The sequence below is a fragment of the uncultured Shewanella sp. genome (assembly GCF_947495455.1).
Classification (GTDB): Bacteria; Pseudomonadota; Gammaproteobacteria; order Enterobacterales; family Shewanellaceae; genus Shewanella.
Genome location: NZ_CANLZC010000031.1, coordinates 1 through 19,493, shown reverse-complemented (window position 1 = coordinate 19,493; position 19,493 = coordinate 1). Strand labels below are relative to the sequence as shown.

Here is a 19,493-nt window from a genome sequence, read left to right as displayed (position 1 = left end):
ATTTGCTATTTTATGCATAATTAATTTATTCCTAACTATTTTTATAAAATTTTAGACTTTATTGAATAATAATGCTGGTAAATTAAACTACAATTTTAAGCGAAAAAGCTTCTCTACAATACATACTCAATCACTATCGCATGAATAACAGCCTTATTAACTTTGAAATAGAGGTAACGTACAATGGAACATTCTTCCTGTTGCTCCTTCAATCATAAACTAAAAGCACAGTAAGTTCTATTTTGTGTCACCTCAAACGCGTCATGAGAAGCGTGATGAGCCGGGGAAGCTAGAAATTGTGCTCCTATTGTCCCTATGATGTTAAACCCTGATAAGGAACCTGAGTTAAAAGTAGAGTCAGAAAATGTCGCTTAAGGAGGCGAAACGAGTTCACTAAGTGTTCAAGACAAATAGTGGAGGTAAAGTGAGAAAAATTAAATTAGTGTTTCATGTAGGAAGAGGGAAAACGGCAACCACTTTCCTACAAAAAATAGGCCAACAACTTGAAAATGTTATTTTTGTGGGCAAGTTTTATCCAGCAACAGAAAAAAGTAATTGGTTTTCCGCTCCCATTAAAGAGTTACACTATAAACTTTTTGCTCCATATCGCCATGAAGTAACAGGAGGCTATCCAAATCCAAGTGTCAACTCATTCAAATTATTAGCACAATATGCTGAAGGCTTAAGGCAAATGATCATGGAGAAACCTAATGCCGAAATACTCATGTTATCAGACGAATGTATTAGTGATTACGATAACTTCCTTGGTGAATTAAACACGCTACTCATTTTTGCTTTAGGTAATCTTTTAGAAGAAAAACTGGGTAACAGTTTTTTTGTCAACAAGGTATTATCATTAACAATACGTAACCAAGCCGAACTTGCAGCGTCTGCTTTCGCCTATACTGCTACGACAGGTGGAACGTTAAGCACATATGTAGATAGCTATTTAATGTCACCTAATCGAAGTTTATTTGGCGGCATGTTTTATTTTGAATGCTATACATTGTACAAGTTGATGGTCAATGATGATTGGACCATAAAGTTAACACCTTACGAGTTATTATCTATTGATCATGACATTGCAGAATACATATGTCATACATTCCAATTAGATCCAAATCAAATCAATGTAAAAGCACTCGATACAAAAGCAGTAAATGTAAATAGTAAACGCATCGGCTCCCAAAAAATATTTATAAAAAGAAAAACAACAGTATTTGGAAGGATGGGCCATGCTTGGCATGCATGCGTGCCCTATGCTTACAGAATAGCTAGAGCTCGAAAGCAATATGTCGCAGCGTTAGGTTATGCCCTTAAATATGGAATAGGGTCAGTATTCCTCAACCTCGATCTCTTTCTTAGACATTTGGGTTTTGCTAGAAGCACTGAATTTATATTAGATGATCTTCTGACTAAAAAAATTCAAGATATATATCTTGATGATAATAAAATGCTGCAAGAACTGTTAACGAAATTCGATCTCATTCGCTATGGGTACCTTCCAACAGGGCGGGATCACACTCTTAAAAAGAAGTGAACTTTTTGCGATGATGATAACCAGATCATCAAATTAACTCACTTTTTATCATTTTGTTCTTATTCCATCATTTGTCACTTCTTGACGATCCTCGTTCTCATGTGAACCAGCGCCATAATTTAGTCGATGTGTTATTCCTTGTATTTTCAGCCATGACCAGTGGCCAAGATGGTTAGGCTGAAATACAGCAGTGTGGTGAGCTGAAACTCAATTATTCAATTTTAAGGCTAGTACGCTCTCGCACTGAAAGAGCCCCAATGACACTTACACTGCCCCCCCACCTAGGTATCACCACTGATTATTTTTCCCTGTCGAATTTTATAAATATAATCTGCCAAGTAGAAGTAATCATCATCATGACTTACAACAATTAAAATTTTACCTTCATTTTTTAAACTTGGTAATATTTCAGTATAAAATACACACCTAAAATAAGGATCTTGATCTGCAGCCCACTCATCTAAAATATAAACATCATTATCCTCTAATAAAGCGCAAATAAGAGATAATCGTTTTCTTTCACCGAAAGACAAAGTATTTACGCCATGTACCTCTCCATTCTTTATATATACTTTACCTTTTAACCCAAATATATCAATGAGGTTGTTAAAGTCATTACCAACGCTATTCATATCTAAATAGAAAAAACTATCAAAAATATATGGGTTTTGGAAAACAACACTAACATTCTGCTGTAATAAACAAAAATCATCATATTTTATTTCAACATCATTAAGAGCAACTACTCCAGATGTTGGCTTTAACAACAAAGACATCAAATTTATTAATGTAGATTTCCCCTCTCCATTACCACCAGTAATAAAGTTAATGGTTCCCTTATTTAAGGTTATAGATAAAGGGCCAAAACAAAAGCCTCTGTTATCACTATACTGATAACATATATCTTTAAAAGTTAACTTATCAACACCTTTGTCTAATATAATGTGACTTTCAACATTACTATCAATATTATCATCACTTTCATGATTATCAATAAACTCCTTTATATTTAAATAAGACATTCTAGCCTCAATTATTCTAGGAAGTTTAACAATAACAATAGAAATAGGGGATATAACCATAAACATTAACATAATAAAAACCCAATCATTATTATGTCCTTTTTCAAAATCAATCATCACTACCACTATCAATATATAGACTGACACATTAAAAATGTTGGATAATTTATTTTCGTACAACCAAGAAAATTGCTGCTTACGATGTAAATGATATATATTTGAATTAGATACGCAATCCAAAAACAACTTCTTTTTTTTCACATCCTGCTTTAACTCTCTGAAACCATTTATAGAATCATCAATATCTTCACTCACTTTTTTAAATGCTTCTCTAGTTTCATTATGTCTCACTTTTGAGTTATTGATAATAACAAATATTATTGGCAATATAATACTAATACCAATTATCAAAACTATTACCTGCTCTGTATAAAAGAGTGACATATAAATTATCAATGAAAATGATATAAAAATAGAATTAGCAATCTCAAGAAAATCTTTCAAGGCAGACTCAACATTACCGACATCCCTAGTTAACAATACCTTGGCACTACCACTATCACCTGAAAACATCTCTTCATATTTCATATTTGTTACTGAACGTTGTAATTCAATACGTAATAAAGCGGCTAAACCGCTGAAATACTCATTTACCTTTTCTGATGAAAAATAATTAGTAGTGAAATATAATAATAAAAAAAATGAAAACAAACATAAAAACAAAAACACTCCATAATATTCAACCAAGGTTATAGCTTTAGTAATAAGAATAATCAATCCAATATTTAAAACATTACTTAACACACTTAAAGAAAACCAAAAATAAATATTTGAATAACGGCTTTTAATTCCCATATTATCACCTAACTTAAAACTTCAAACTCTATTTTGTTAACTAAGGAAGCAACATTGCCTGGATTAAAAATTGTAGTAATATCACCTTCATAAATATCAATTTTTACTTTACCTTTAAGTATCGATAAAATATCATCCATACCATGGGCCTTTATTTTATTATAATCATCCTGACTAAAAAGTAACACAACATCACCATGATATTCAAGCGTATCAACATAATTATAAGCCAAAAAATCTATAACTCTACTATCGATATATTTTAAAGTAAGATACTTTTTAAAGTCATAAATATCATCATGATAACCATGATAGTAATCATGATTTTTTTTAATTGAAAAAAGGTAACTAAAAATTTCATCAACATTTAATTTATGTATTTTAAAAAACAACTCATCCTCAACTATAGAAACATCAAAATCTATTTTAAATTGCTTACATAAAAAACGTAAGAAATACTCATATAGATTAGAGGAAACCTCACTTTTCTCATAAGAAAAATAAAAAATATTCATAGGATTTATTAAAATAACCTTATTAACTTTCTTTTTTTCTTTAATTAAACTATTAGCGACCATTATATTCAACATACATCCGCTACAAAAAGAAACAAGATTATACTCATCATTATAGCAATTATTTTTTATCTCATTAACACATGTTGACAAAACACTTTCAATCTTCACTTCACTTGCAAATTTCTCAATGTTAAATATTTCATCTAAATCAGAATAATCAACTAGGTAAGGGGCAACAGCAGGTGCCAAAACACAATTAAAAGCTAACTTATCAAATTTATCAGATAACTCTACAACCCCGTATCTAACTGTTGATGGGAATACACCACCAATGAATGGAAAATAAAAGATACACCTCTCCTCTTCTTTTTTCCCTAAAGTAATAACTTTTGCTTTTCTACTAGAAATCTGTAAATATTCTATATCATTGACTCCTGCTATCGTGGGACAAGAAAAAAACTCATCAAGCGTAACATCCTTATTTAACTCTAATTTAAACCTATTTATTAATTTTGTCACTAAAAATGAATTACCGCCACAAGCAAAAAAGTTATCATGAACTCCTATATTTTCAACATTCAATATATCACAAAAAATTCTAGATATTTTTCTTTCCAGCTCAGTCTTTGGTAGCTCAGTTATGACTTCATTTTTAATTTCAAATAATGCTTTTGTGTTTAATTTACCACTTAAAGTTAAGGGAATATGATCAATTTCAGTGTAGCTAAACGGCACCATGTAATTAGGCAGAAATTGAGATAATTCAGCATACAAATTGGCACGATTGAGTCCGGCATTGATATTGTCAACTGTATCAACAGGGACATAATAAGCTGCTAGGTATTTTCCATCACCCTTTTCTTTATCACTTTCTTGAACTATTACAACTGCTTGTTTAATACCCTCAAGCTGACATAAGGCTGCTTCGATTTCTCCCAGTTCAATTCTAAACCCACGAATTTTCACCTGACGGTCTAAGCGACCTAAGTATTCCAAATTACCATCGGGTAAGTAACGCAGGGCATCGCCTGTCTTATACAAGCGAGTGTCCCCCTTCTTTTTGTCCTCATCACTAGCAAAGGGATTATCAATAAAATGCTCGGCGGTCAACTCAGGGCAGTTTAAATACCCCCTAGCTAATCCCGCGCCGCCGATATAAAGCTCACCAACAACTTCGATTGGCAATAATTGCAATGCAGACCCCAATATATAAGTTTTCATGTCGCTCAACGAACGACCAATAGAGGAATAAATGGAATTAATTTTATTTAAATCTTCATGGATAACCTTTTTATAAGTCACATGAACAGTCGTTTCCGTAATACCGTACATATTGATTAACCTGGGACTTTCAACACCAAATATATTCAGCCAAGGTGTAAGTTTTTTAAAGGTGAGCTTATCTCCACCAAAAATCACATAACGTAAAAAGGGTAGCTGCACATGACTCAAGAGAACTTCATCACTAAAGGCATTAAAGGCACTCGGTGTTTGATTAAGCACTGTGATCTTTCTCTGTTGGCAAAGTTGAACTAATTGTTTGAAATCTATTGTCACCTCTCTTTTAGGAATAACCAACTTTCCTCCGTAAAGTAATGACCCCCATAACTCCCAAACACTAAAATCAAAAATATAAGCATGATAAGCTAACCAAACGTCATTCTGATTAAAATGATAATTCTCCTGAGCAATGCTAAATAAGCGTACGATATTATAATGAGGCTGCATCACCCCTTTAGGTTGACCTGTGGTGCCAGAGGTGTAAATCACATAAGCTAAATCGCTTGCCTGACTTATAAGGGGTAAATTATCTGTTACTTTTGACAATACGATTTCATCATTCACGACTAGCTGTTCACACTCGGCGGCATCGTTATTTAACCATTCACTTAAGTGAGCCTGATAGTGCAACTGGGTTATCACAAAAGGCGCGTTGATGTCTTTAAGCATAAACACGGTGCGCTTTTGCGGATATTCTGGCGCTATGGGCACATAGGCTGCCCCCGCTTTCAGCACTGCCAGAATACTGATGACCATCTCAAATGAGCGGTCTAAATATAAAGCAATGAGAGTGTCAGGCTTAAGGGGGGTGTGATACTTTTCTTGATACTGACCGCGCAAATAATGAGCTAGCTGATTAGCTTTTTGATTAAGTTCAAGGTAAGTTAATTCTTCATCACCATAAACCAACGCAATATTATGCGGCGTACGCGCCACTTGCTCTTCAAAGCACTGCTGCAGCGTCTTATTTCTAGGGAAAGGTGCCTGCGTTTGATTCCAGCCATACAATAGCATGTGCTTTTCTTCTTTGGATAATATACACATATCCCCCACGGTTTGCGAAGGTGCCAGTAACCCCATTAACGCTCGCTGGTACATACCACTAAACCGCTGGATGCTCGCCTCAGTAAACAAACTTATGGCATATTCCCATGTCATTGGTAATGACTCACCACTGTCATCAACAAATACACTTAAATCAAATTTCGCAGGAGTAAATGATGCGTTTTCTTTCTGTACGGGCTCAAATAAAGCATTTGCGGCCTGTACCGCCATCTCCTCTGCACCAAAGCGCTGCACACTAAACATGACTTGAAAAACTGGATGGCGAGACAAATCTCTCTCAACATCTATCTCACTCACCAGCTTTTCAAACGGCAATTCTTGGTGAACTTTCGCATCCTGAACACAACTTCTCACTCGCTCAATAAGCGCTTGCACACTCAAGTCTGGCTCAACTTGCACCCTTACTGCTAAGGTGTTCACAAAAAAGCCAATTAAGTCATGAGTCTGAGAATGATGTCGGTTATCTGAAGGTGTCCCGATGATAATATCCCTTTGATTACTCAGTTGACTTAACAACACATAAAACCCACTGAGCATCACAGTAAAAAGGGTAGTGTTGTTGTTCTTTGCCAACGCTCGTAACTGGCCTGATAAATCTGACGTAAGTCTTTGGGTTAATTGCCCACCACGATAATCCAACTGCTCAGGCCTTGAAAAATCCGTCGGTAATTGCAAAGTCTCATATTCCGCTAACTGCTCACGCCAATAATTAAGCTCATCCGCTAATACCTCGCCTTGTAAATACTCTCTCTGCCAGCGGGCATAATCACTGTAGGTTATCGATAAGTTTGGTAAATTTGGCTGCCTGCCTTCAGCCAACGCGGCATAGCTTTCAATGAGCTCCTTAAAAAAGACCCCTATTGACCAGCCATCAAACGCTATATGATGGAGCATGATCAACAGATATCGTTCGACTTTATCTTCACTTGAAGTGACATCATAACGGTAGAGTTTTACAGGGGGCTCACAGGACAAATCAAAGGGACAGTGAATGTGCCGAGCCACCAAAGCTTGAAGCTCACTTTGCTCACTCTCTGCAACCTCTCTCTCTGCGACCTCTATTGGGTCAAATAATTGATGATAATCATATTCAAGGCCTTGTTCCAACATTTGCGCTAATACCTGTGTATAGCCTTCTCCCTCAATCGTTTCATGATAGGTACTGAACAGCACAGTATGACGTTTGGCTATCAGATTAATGCTGCGCAGTAACATCCCCTCATCCACATGCGTTTTAAGCCTGACAAAATAGGGCATATGGTAAAGATCACTGCCCCTCTCAAAACGCTCAATAAACCATAAACGCTCCTGAGCAAAAGAGAGACTGGACTCCTGACTGTCTGGCAAGTGAGGAATGATGACACTATTGGCCTGATTTAATAATGGGGATAACTGCGCTATGGTAGGGGCGCGAAATAATAACGCCAAAGGGATATCCATATTAGTCACAGCTCTGGCCTGTGCGCTCAAGCGTATGGCACTGATGGAATCACCACCAATACGAAAGAAATTATCATGGATCCCCACTCGCTCAAGGCCTTGCTTTTCAGGAAACAGCACTTGCCGCCAAATCTCACACAGCTGAGCTTCAAGCTCATTGCGCGGTGCCACATAAGTCTCACTGCTAATAAACTCTGGCTCGGGTAATGCTTTGCGATCTAGCTTACCATTTAAAGTCAATGGAATACGGTCAATTTGAGTAAAACTCATCGGCACCATGTAATTTGGCAGGATCTTTAACAACTGATCCCTTAAAGTGTCATCATCGAGTGCTATTTTTATATTATCGGTACCGTGAGCTGGAACATAATAAGCCGCTAGATATTTACCCTTATCGTTTTCACTCCCTCTATCGCTCTCTTGATCTATCACAACCGCTTGCTTAATGCCCTCAAGCTGACACAGCGCACTTTCTATCTCGCCTAATTCAATACGGTAGCCGCGAATTTTCACTTGGCTGTCCAAGCGGCCTAAATATTCCAAATTACCATCATGTAAATGACGCACAGCATCGCCTGTTTTATACAAGCGAGTATAACCTTTCTTTATATCCTCATCGGTCGCAAAAGGGTTATCGATAAAATGCTCAGCCGTTAACTCAGGTCGGTTTAAATACCCCCTAGCTAATCCGGCCCCACCAATATAAAGCTCACCCAGTGTGCCAATAGGAACAAGCTGCTTACATTCATCGAGAATATAGCTACAGATGTTAGCGATATTCCGCCCAATTGGCGTCGTGTTAATTTCATAATATGTTAAATCAATGCATTTAAACTGATGGCTTGCAACTGTGATTTCTGTTGGTCCATATTCATTTATTAATTTACTCTCAAATTTTTTAGCCAAATCATAGGGTGTGACTTCTCCTCCGGAAATGATACGTTTAAGTGAATTGTTTGTATCTAACGTTAATCCTTGTAATAAACTAGCCGAAGCATCCATATGAGTAATATGAAATTGTTCAATTAACTTTGGTATATCATCTAAAAGATGAGCTGAAGAAGCGTTGAGTAAAACTAATCGAGAACCGGAATACAGAGCAAGTGCAATTTGTTCAATTGATGTATCAAAAACATATTGGCTCAATAATAGAACAGACTCAAAGTCTGAAATATTATAATAAACTGAATTATGCAAAGTAAGATTCACAATACATTGATGTTCCACCATCACCCCTTTAGGCTGACCAGTGGTACCCGAGGTGTAAATGACATAGGCTAAATCACTTGCCTGGCTCATCAAGGTTAAATTGTCTAAGGCTTGTGACGCCAATCCCTCATCATCGGCCTGTATCAAACTAGTGCTAAGTTGTGCTTCACTGATCCACTCACTTAATTTAGTTTGGTAATGTACTTGGGTTATCACAAAAGGAGCATTTGTATCATTAAGCATAAACACAGTGCGAGCCTTGGGATACTCTGGTGCTATGGGCACATAGGCGCCACCCGCCTTCAATACCGCTAACATACTGATGACCATCTCAAATGAGCGGTCTAAATATAACGCAATGAGAGTGTCAGGCTTAAGGGGGATGTGATACTTTTCTTGATACTGACCGCGTAGATAATGCGCCAGCTGATTTGCTCTTTGGTTTAATTCATAATAAGTCAGCTCAATGCCTTCAAAAACAAGGGCTATATTATCCGGCGTTCTTTCAACCTGTTCTTCAAACAGTTGTTGTAACCTCTTATCTTTCACCTTCTTATTATTAAAAGCTGGCAACTGCGTTTGATTCCATTCATGTAATAGCATGTGTTTTTCTTCTTTCGACAATAAACACACCTCCCCAACTATTTTCGATGGCACCAACAACGCCATTAACGCTCGCTGGTACATGTCACTAAACCGCTGGATGCTCTGCTCTCGAAATAAGCTTGTGGCATAGCCCCATTCAATTGACACAGACTCCTCACTGTCATTGGCAATAACCCTCAAATCATATTGAACAGGCGAAAAAATGACATTATCACTTTTTACTACAGGCTCAACTAACTGATTTATCGACTGCTTTACCTCCTCTTCTGAACCAAATTGCTGTACACTAAACACCACTTGAAACAAGGGATGTCGTGACATATCACGCTCAATATTCAGCGCAGTCATGAGTTTGTCAAACAAGGGTTCCTGATGCACTTTAGCCATTCTAATGCACTGATTGACCTTTAAGATAAATTCATGAATTGTCATCGACAAGTCAACTTCCACCCTTAAAGGTAATGTATTCACAAAGAAACCAATTAAGTCTTGTGTCTGAGGATGATGACGATTATCGGAATGCATTCCAACAATAATGTCACTTTGATGACTCAGCTGATTTAACAGCACATAAAACCCACTAAGCATCACAGTATAAAGGGTAGTGTTATACTGTTTTGCCAACGCTCGTAGCTGTCCTGATAACGCTGGCGTGAGCCTTTGTGTTAATTGCTCGCCACGGTAATCAAACTGGCTCGGCCTTGGAAAATCCATCGGCAACTGCAGAGTCTCACATTCAACTAGCCTCTCACGCCAGTAGTTCAGCTCTACTGCTAATCGCTCACCTTGTAAATACTCACGCTGCCAATGTGCATAATCACTGTAGCTTATCGATAAGTTGGGTAAATCAGGCTTTCTACCCTCTAACAGCGCGGCATAGCTTTCAATGAGCTCCTTAGCAAATACCCCTATTGACCAGCCATCAAAGGCAATATGGTGCAGAAGGATCAACAGATAACGTTCACATCCTCCATCCGCTGTACTCACATCATATCGGTAAAGCTTAATTGATGGCTCATTAGTTAAATCAAAGGGGTGACGAATATGTTGTTCAACTAAGGTTTCAAGCTCATTATTACTCCCCTCTACGGCTTCACCTTGAACCGATAACGAATGATAATCATATTCCAGGCCTTGCTCCAACATTTGTGCTAATACCTGTGTATAGCCTTCCCCTTCAACTGTTTCATGATAAGTGCTTATTAATATAGGATGACGCTTAGCTATGACATTGATACTTTGCAGTAACCTTCCTTCATCCACATCCGCTTTAAGCTTGACAAAATAAGGCATATGATAAACATCGCTTCCCCTCTCAAAACGCTCAATAAACCATAAGCGCTCCTGAGCAAAAGAAAGACATTGCCTATCGCACTCAGTCAGAGAAGGAATGACTATGGCATTGACTTCATTCAATACCATTGCCAACTGGGCAATGGTTGGATAGGCAAACAGCTGTGCCAAAGGGATGTCGATATTGGCGAGATACCTCGCTTTAGCATTTAACCGAATCGCAATGATGGAATCACCACCGATGTGAAAAAAATTATCGTGAACACCTATCCGTTCAAGACCTTGCTTTTCAGGAAACAGCACTGCTTGCCAAATGTCACACAACTGAGCTTCTAATTCAGTGCGCGGCGCCACATAGGCATTTTTATCAATCAAATCAGGCTCAGGTAAAGCGTGCCGATCTAACTTACCATTTAGCGTTAAAGGCACGGCATCGATTGGCGTAAAGCTCATTGGCACCATATAATCAGGCAGCATCTTTAACAACTGAGTCCTCAAAGTGTCATTATCGAGTACAGTTTCTCTATTATCAGTACCGTGAGCTGGAACGTAATAGGCCGCAAGATATTTGCCCTTATCCATTGCTTTGGCGCTCTCTTTATCGATCACAACCGCTTGTTTAATGCCCTCAAGCTGACACAATGCGCTTTCGATTTCTCCCAGCTCAATCTTAAATCCACGAATTTTAACCTGACGGTCTAAGCGACCTAAATACTCCAGCTCACCATCTGACAAGTACCTGACTAAATCACCTGTTTTATACAAGCGAGTATAACCATTAGCAATATCTTCTTGACTAGCAAAGGGGTTATTAATAAAGCACTCAGCCGTTAACTCGGGGCGATTTAAATATCCTCTAGCAAGACCTGCACCACCGATATGAAGCTCTCCTTGTGATCCAATCGCAGTTAACGCTTTTTGTTTATTCAAAATAACAAGAAAAGTATTCGCAATAGCATGCCCAATACCTACACATTGAGGATCACTAATCACTTTTTGACTCGCACATACTGTAGCTTCTGTAGGGCCATATTGATTAAAGACTAATGCTGCCGGTAAACAGGGCAAAGGATCCAACACCTCTCCCCCTGTGTGAAGAACTGCTAAACTTGAGTGAGCTAAACCTTCAGCGATCAAGTTAACAATGGATGTAGGAATAAACGCTTTAGTAATGCTATTATTGTTAATCAACGCCAGTAATTTATCCGTATCCCCTTGCATTTCCTTTGGTACTATCGTCATGGTGGCGCCTGCGTAAAAACAAGGAAATATCTCATAAACAGAAGCATCAAAAATATAATTAGAAAAAAATAAAGCCCGAGTTTCTCGTATTATTTTATGAGTATCCGCAATAAAATGGACTAAATTAACCACACTTTTATGCTCAACCATCACTCCTTTAGGCAGATCCGTCGTGCCTGAGGTGTAAATCACATAAGCTAAGTCTGAAGCCTGATTGATGACCATTGGATTAGTATCGAGTTGAGAAGCTAAAAGCACATCATCAACCTCAAGCACATCTGTTCTTAGCTCAGTGTCAGCAATCCAGTCACCCAACTGAGTTCGATAATACCCTTGCGTAATAACAAAAGCCGCCGTCGTGTCTTCAAGCATGAATATCGTTCGCATTTGGGGATATTCGGGGGCAATGGGCACATAAGCTCCACCCGCCTTTAACACTGCCAAAATACTGATGATCATCTCTAAATTACGATCTAAATATAGGGCGATTAAGGTATCTGGTTGTAGCGGCTGTTGGAATTTGGCTTGATATTGACTGCGCAGATAATGGGCTAATTGATTTGCTCGCTTATTCAACTCATTATAGGTAAGTTGCTCATCTTCAAACTGATTATTAAACACCAGTGCAATATTGTTCGGCGTGCGCTCCACTTGTTCTTCAAACAATTGTTGCAGCATTTTGTCTTTAGGATAGGGCTGCTCTGTTTGATTCCACTCATGCAATAATCTGTGCTTTTCTTTTTTTGATAGTAAACACATCCCCCCCACAGTTTGCGAAGGTATTAGTAACCCCCTTAACGCTCGCTGAAACATATCACTGAAGCGCTGAATACTCTGCTCACTGAACAAGCTTGTGGCATAGTCCCATGTTATTTTTAATAACTCGCCACTGTCATCAATAAACACACTCAGATCAAATTTCGCTGGCGTGAATAATACATTCTCCGTATCAACGGGCTCAAATAAAGCCTCTGCGGCCTGTACCGCTGCCTCATCGCTGCCAAACCTCTGTACACTAAACATCACCTGAAATAGTGAATGCCTTGATAATTCTCGCTCAATATTGAGCTCGCTCACTAACTTTCCAAACGGCAATTCTTGATGTACCTTGGCCTCTTGTACGCACTCATGCACACGCTTTATCAAGCCTTGTATATTTAATTCTGGCTCAAGCTGCACCCGTAGCGCTAAGCTATTCACAAAAAAGCCGATTAAATTCTGGGTCTGAGGATGATGCCGATTATCCGACGGTGTACCAATGATAAGATCATTTTGATTACTCAGCTGACTTAACAGCACATAAAAACCACTGAGCATCACAGTATAAAGGGTAGTGTCATGCTGCTGAGCCAATGCGCGTAACTGGCCTGATAAGTCTGACGTGAGCCCTTGGGTTAATTGCCCACCACGGTAATCCATCTGCTTTGGCCTTGGAAAATCTGTCGGCAACTGCAGAGTCTCATATCCAGCTAGCCTCTCACGCCAGTAGTTAAGCTCTACTGCTAATACCTCGCCTTGCAAATAATCCCGTTGCCAATGGGCATAATCACTGTAGCTTATCGATAAGTTGGGTAAATTTGATTGCTTGCCTTCAGCCAACGCGGCATAGCTTTCAAAGAGCTCTTTAGCAAATACCCCTATTGACCAGCCATCAAAGGCAATATGGTGCAAAACGAACAACAAATAACGTTCACACCCTCCACCCGCTGTACTCACATCATATCGATGTAAGCGCAGTGGCGGCTCATTGACTAAATTAAAGGGTTGGTGGATATGCTGACTCACTAAGACGTCAAGTGCATTTTGTCGGCCCTCTGCGGCTTCATCTTGAGCAGATAACTGATGAGAATCATATTCAAACCCTTGTTCCAACATTTGCGCTAATACCTGTGTGTAACCTTCTCCCTGAATCGTTTCATGGTAAGTGCTGATTAATATGGGGTGGCGCTTAGCTATGACATTGATACTTCGCAATAACCTTTCTTCATCCGCCTCCGCTTTAAGTTTAACAAAATACGGCATATTATAAGCATCACTGCCCCTCTCAAAACGCTCAATAAACCATAAGCGTTCCTGAGCAAAAGAGAGACATTGTCTATCGCACTCAGTCCGAGAAGGAATGTCTATGGCACTGACTTCATTCAATACCCTTGCCAGCTGGGCAATGGTTGGATAGGCAAACAGCTGTGCCAAAGGGATGTCGATATTGGCCAGGTGCCTCGCTTTAGCATTTAACCGAATCGCAATGATGGAATCACCACCTATGTGAAAGAAGTTATCGTGAACGCCTATCCGTTCAAGACCTTGCTTTTCTGGAAACAGCACCGCTTGCCAAATGTCACACAACTGAGATTCCAACTCAGTACGCGGTGCCACATATTCATCCGCTCTGATAAACTTCGGCTCAGGTAGCGCCTCACGGTTCAACTTACCATTTAAAGTTAACGGCACAGCATCGATTAGCGTAAAGCTCATTGGCACCATGTAATCCGGCAGTGCCTTTAATAACTGAACCCGCAAAGTGTCATCATCAAGTGCTGCTTCTCTATTATCGGTACCGTGAACGGGAACGTAATAAGCCGCTAGATACTTGCCATTATCGCTTACTTTATCTATCACAATCGCTTGTTTAATACCTTCAAGCTGACACAGCGCACTTTCTATCTCACCTAATTCAATACGGTAACCGCGAACTTTTACCTGACTATCTAAGCGGCCGAAATACTCCAGATTGCCATCAGGTAGGTAACGCACTAAATCACCAGTTCTGTATAAACGGTTATCTCCCTTTTCAATGTCCTCATCCGTCGCAAAAGGATGAGTAATAAAACGCTCAACCGTTAATTCAGGCCGATTTAAATAACCTCGAGCAAGACCTGCGCCGCCGATATAAAGCTCACCAAGTGCCCCTATGGGCAGCAATACCTGATGGGATGATAATACAAATGCAGAGACTTCAGCTAAGGGCTTGCCTATCACAGAATGATTATTGCTTTTGATGTTTTCTGTCACTTCACAATAGGTTGCCTCCCCAGCCTCTGTCGGACCGTAATAATTAATCACTCGGTTCAAATTAACATCCAGTAAACCCAACAACTTCTGTGTCAGTGCTTCTCCACTAAAATAAAGTTGCTTTATGTTTTCTATATCAAAAACGTTATTTTCTAGAAGTAAAGGCAACTGCGAAGGCACAAGGTGACAGGCATTAATATCATATTTATCCACTAAGCTCGTGATTTCATCTAAATCGAAACAATCACGCGTAATGACTAATTTTGCACCACCAAACAAATGACTAAAAATCTCAGCAACAGATGCATCAAAGGTATAATTGGTTTTAAATAAATACACATTTCCCTGTGTCCCGCTTATCACGGACATCGCGATGTTTCGTATCGCACTAACACTATGTTCAATCATCACGCCTTTGGGTTGACCTGTCGTGCCCGAAGTGTAAATCACATAGGCTAAATCTGTCGCTTGGTTCACCAAGGTTAAATTGTTTATGGCTTGTAATGCTAATCTCTCATCATCGGCCTGTATCAAACAGGTGTTAAGCCTTGCTTCATTGACCCAGCGACTTAATCGGTTAACATAGTGCGACTGGGTTATCATAAAAGGCGCGTTAGTGTCTTTAAGTATAAATACCGTGCGAGCCTTTGGGTATTCCGGCGCTATGGGCACATAGGCGCCACCCGCTTTCAACACAGCTAAAATGCTGATGACCATTTCTAGGCTGCGATCAAAATACAGTGCAATTAAGGTATCTGGCTGCAATGACATTTGATATTTTGCTTGATACTGACCGCGTATATGATGGGCTAGTTGGTTGGCTCGTTTATTTAACTCATTATAGGTGAGTTGCTTATCTTCAAACTGATTATTAAACACGAGGGCGATATGTTGAGGTGTTTTCTCCACTTGCGCTTCAAACAATTGTTGCAGCGTTTTATCTTTAGGATAGGGCTGCTCTGTTTGATTCCACTCATACAATAAGGTGTGTTTTTCCTCTTTAGACACGAGTTCTACATTGTCAAGCAACTGAGAAGAATCCTCTGTGAACCCCTGCATTAAGGTGATAAAAGTCTGAGCTAATCTATGGATCTCAGTTTCACTATAATATGACGTGAGATAATTGATCCTCAGGGTTAATTGAGCATCCCCAAAAAAATCAATTAACCTTATGGTTATCGGCGTTGTACTTTCATCACCACTTAAATAATGGGATTCAAATACATTTTCAACTTTCGGATGAGGATCATAAATCACATGTATATCGCTTAATGAATGAAAGCTCTCCTTTTTTAAGCGAGATAAATGGCTGAAGGGAAACTGTGCATGCTTCGCCCCTTTTTTAAAAGCCTTTTCAACCTCAAGACAAAATTGAAAAAAAGAAAGATGATGATTGATTGGCAAAGCAATAAAAATCACATTTGAATGCATACCGACAACGTTAACCCCTGCTTTACCTCTACGGCCATGTACAGGCGTCGCAATAACCACCTCATTGACGTTTAACACCTCAGAGAAATATAAGGCGGAAGTTGCCATGAGCACAGAAAGCAAACTCATGTGATGACTCTGACAAAAATGTCTTAATGAATGGCCGATTGCTTTAGGAAAAACCACAGAAACCGTCTTTTCATCACTTTTTTTATCTTTTCTATTCAGCTTTAATGCAGCATGTTCATTGATAAAATTCAACCAATAATCTTTATCACGCTGATATCTTTTTGAGGCGAGATATATGGCCGATTGCTCGACTTGCGTTCGATAAGGGGGGATCTCTTTCAGCCAGTCTAGGCTATTTTGATTCAGTAAATCATGATAGGTTCGATGAAGATACTCGCCAAAGATAGAGACACCTATGCCATCATTAAATAAATGATGAAAACGCGAATATAAATAATACCGTTTGGATGAAAGTCTTAACAAAGCAAGTTGAAAGTGCTTTCCACTGTCAAGATCAAACGCTCGTTTGTATTGTGCATTCATCCAGTCCATAGCAAGATCATGAGCGATTATTTCATTCTCATTTGAAAAGTCGATAAATTCGACGTCTTGACTAACATTCTTGGCTAATCGTATTTGCTGACGCGGCACTCCCTCACTATCGACGCATAACTGTAAACGTAGGCTATCGATATTTTCAATAAGATGACCTAACGCCAAACGTAGAACAGTAATATCCAATGGCTCATTGATAAACTGATAAGCACCAATATTATACCTTTCATGATGCTCTAGAATAATGGATTCAAAATAAATATTTTCTTGTGCTAAGTGAAGCGGATAATATTTCAAAATATTCGAATTAGGCAGTAATGTCATCATGGTACTCTCACAAATAACTTAAAAATTATATGGTTAAAACATTCCCTGATTGACGTTTGAACTTAATATGAATACGAATTTCTAGTGTTACTTAAAAGTAGTATAAAATGAGGCTGATAAAGGTAAGAATCCCAGCATTTATACCCTCAAGGAATTAGAGCCTGAATCCCCTCGCAGTCAAAGCGCTCTGTAAAAAAAGAGCGTGAGGAGTGTTAAATCTCTTATATTCACCACTTCCATCACTCAAGCAAAACTCTTTGTCTTTTTAGAATGAGTTTCAATATCAGTGACGTCTTAACGACAAGAAATTGCGATAATAGCCAGCCCAAACGAAAAAAACAAAAAAGCCCCGACTTTATGTCGAGGCCAAGTCAATCCACTGATAATCATTGATTGGAGCCAAATTAATGGTTTAGATACTCTTTACTAGACAGGTGTTACTATAAAGATTATACCCGAGTCCATCACTCAAATGTGAGCCACTATTTACTCAATATGGTATTACATAATTAACAGACACAAAAATCCCCGACTTATGCTAGGGTTTGATACTCTTTATTAGAAATAATGGTACTCGAGGCCAGACTTGAACGGGCACGCACACTTTAAAACAAGAGTGCAAGGGGTATTAAACCCCTTGTGTTCACCGATCCCATCACTCGGGAAAAACTCTTTGTCTTTTTAAAATGAGTTTCAATATCAATGACGGAAAAGTAATGCTATTAGATCAGCAGCGAGTAACATAATGATAGAAGGCTAAACAAAAATTAGACTGTCGGTACCCACTTTCCTTTATCCACAAAACTTGCTTCTGTATCACTAGGCCATGGCGGCATAGTAATGCAAATAAAGGTTAATGCTTCATCAGAAACACTGCGATACTGAAAAACAGTATCAGGCAAAATATTAATTGACATTCCAGCACTCAGTTTTGTTACAGAGCTGTCAATCCCATTATCACGCCATATCTCTCCATGACCGCTCAATACATACCAAAATTCATTGACTGTCGCATGAATAACCGCCTTATTAACTTGAAATGGAGGCAAAGTACAATGGATCATTCCACCAGTAGCCCCTTCCACCATAAAACGCACTTCTGCACCAGCCGGTGAATGGGTATCAACTTTTTCTGACAAACTGACTGTTTTCATTTTTATATACTTTCCTTGTTGTTAAAACAGAGGGATTTTAACATAACAAGCGATAAATCAATAACTCACATTTATCGTAAGCTAAAGAACCAATACCCAATGCTAAGGACTCAATACTAAAAACCCAACACTAAGGACTCAGTATTCAGAGAGTAATAATACGTCGAAGTGAACAAAAATAAGGGACACTAACTCCATCATTAAATCTGCGTACCCAAGACAAAAAACTTTGCCTGTGTTATTAAAGCCGATCTGACAGCCATTGGGCCTAATGAAAACGAAGAATGCGAGGCATGTTAAATCCCTTATGCCTACCGATCCGATCACTCGAATGTGAGCTACTATTTACTCAATTTGGTATTACACAATTAACAGACACAAAAAATCCCCGGCTTATGCTAGGGCTTGATACTCTTTATTAAAAATAATGGTACCCGAGGCCAGACTTGAACTGGCACGCACACTTTAAAACAAGAGTGCAAGGGGTATTAAACCCCTTGTGTTCACCGATCCAGCTACTCTGGTAAAACTATTTGTCTTTTTAAAGGGGGAAAATAAAAAATCCCCGACTTATGCTAGGGTTTGATACTCTTTATTAGAAATAATGGTGCCCGAGGCCAGACTTGAACTGGCATGCCCCTCTTAAAAGCACTGGCATGCCCCTCTTAAAAGCAAGAGACGAGGGATGTTAAATCCCTTGTGTCTAATTATGCCACCACTCAAGAAAATTATTAGTCTTTTTATAGAGTTAAAACAAAAAAGCCCTAGCTTATGCTAGGGCTTTAATGAGATGGTACCCGAGGCCAGACTTGAACTGGCACGCGCTCTTTATAACAAGAGTGCGGGGGATACAAAATCCCTTGTGTTCACCGATCCAGCTACTCTGGTAAAACTATTTGTCTTTTTAAAGGGGGAAAATAAAAAATCCCCGACT

General features: G+C 38.8%; 4 protein-coding genes, 2 tRNA genes and 1 pseudogene. 2 read left to right on the top strand and 5 right to left on the bottom strand.

Annotated elements, in window-relative coordinates; genetic code table 11:
- Positions 1–424 precede the first annotated feature (424 nt).
- Both Q0791_RS10380 and Q0791_RS10375 read left to right on the top strand, forming a co-directional pair.
- On the top strand, positions 425–1,540 hold the full coding sequence (locus Q0791_RS10380; RefSeq protein ID WP_299005777.1) for a hypothetical protein: 1,116 nt from the start codon (positions 425–427) through the stop codon (positions 1,538–1,540).
- A gap of 53 nt (positions 1,541–1,593) precedes the next feature.
- Positions 1,594–1,713: pseudogene (locus Q0791_RS10375) on the top strand (ISAs1 family transposase); the annotation flags it as partial.
- A gap of 108 nt (positions 1,714–1,821) precedes the next feature.
- Here Q0791_RS10375 and Q0791_RS10370 read toward each other — a convergent pair.
- From Q0791_RS10370 to Q0791_RS10350, 5 genes are all read right to left on the bottom strand, one after another.
- Positions 1,822–3,417, bottom strand: coding sequence for an ATP-binding cassette domain-containing protein (locus Q0791_RS10370; RefSeq protein WP_299005774.1), 1,596 nt, complete (start codon positions 3,415–3,417; stop codon positions 1,822–1,824).
- Positions 3,418–3,425: 8 nt separating this feature from the next.
- Positions 3,426–17,405 carry a non-ribosomal peptide synthetase gene (locus Q0791_RS10365; protein ID WP_299005771.1) on the bottom strand — a complete coding sequence of 4,660 codons (13,980 nt, stop codon included), beginning with the start codon at positions 17,403–17,405 and terminating at the stop codon, positions 3,426–3,428.
- A 767-nt stretch (positions 17,406–18,172) separates the two neighbouring features.
- Complete coding sequence (locus Q0791_RS10360) at positions 18,173–18,559, bottom strand: cupin domain-containing protein (protein WP_299005768.1); 387 nt, start codon at positions 18,557–18,559, stop codon at positions 18,173–18,175.
- 428 nt (positions 18,560–18,987) lie between these two features.
- Positions 18,988–19,084: transfer RNA gene (locus Q0791_RS10355), tRNA-Leu, on the bottom strand.
- A gap of 266 nt (positions 19,085–19,350) precedes the next feature.
- Positions 19,351–19,447 (bottom strand) — tRNA-Gln (locus Q0791_RS10350).
- Positions 19,448–19,493: the final 46 nt, after the last annotated feature.

Coding starts and splice junctions, on each gene's coding strand:
- Q0791_RS10370 (WP_299005774.1), bottom strand. CDS start 3,417: ATGGGAATTAAAAGCCGTTATTCAAATATTTATTTTTGGTTTTCTTTA.
- Q0791_RS10365 (WP_299005771.1), bottom strand. CDS start 17,405: ATGATGACATTACTGCCTAATTCGAATATTTTGAAATATTATCCGCTT.
- Q0791_RS10360 (WP_299005768.1), bottom strand. CDS start 18,559: ATGAAAACAGTCAGTTTGTCAGAAAAAGTTGATACCCATTCACCGGCT.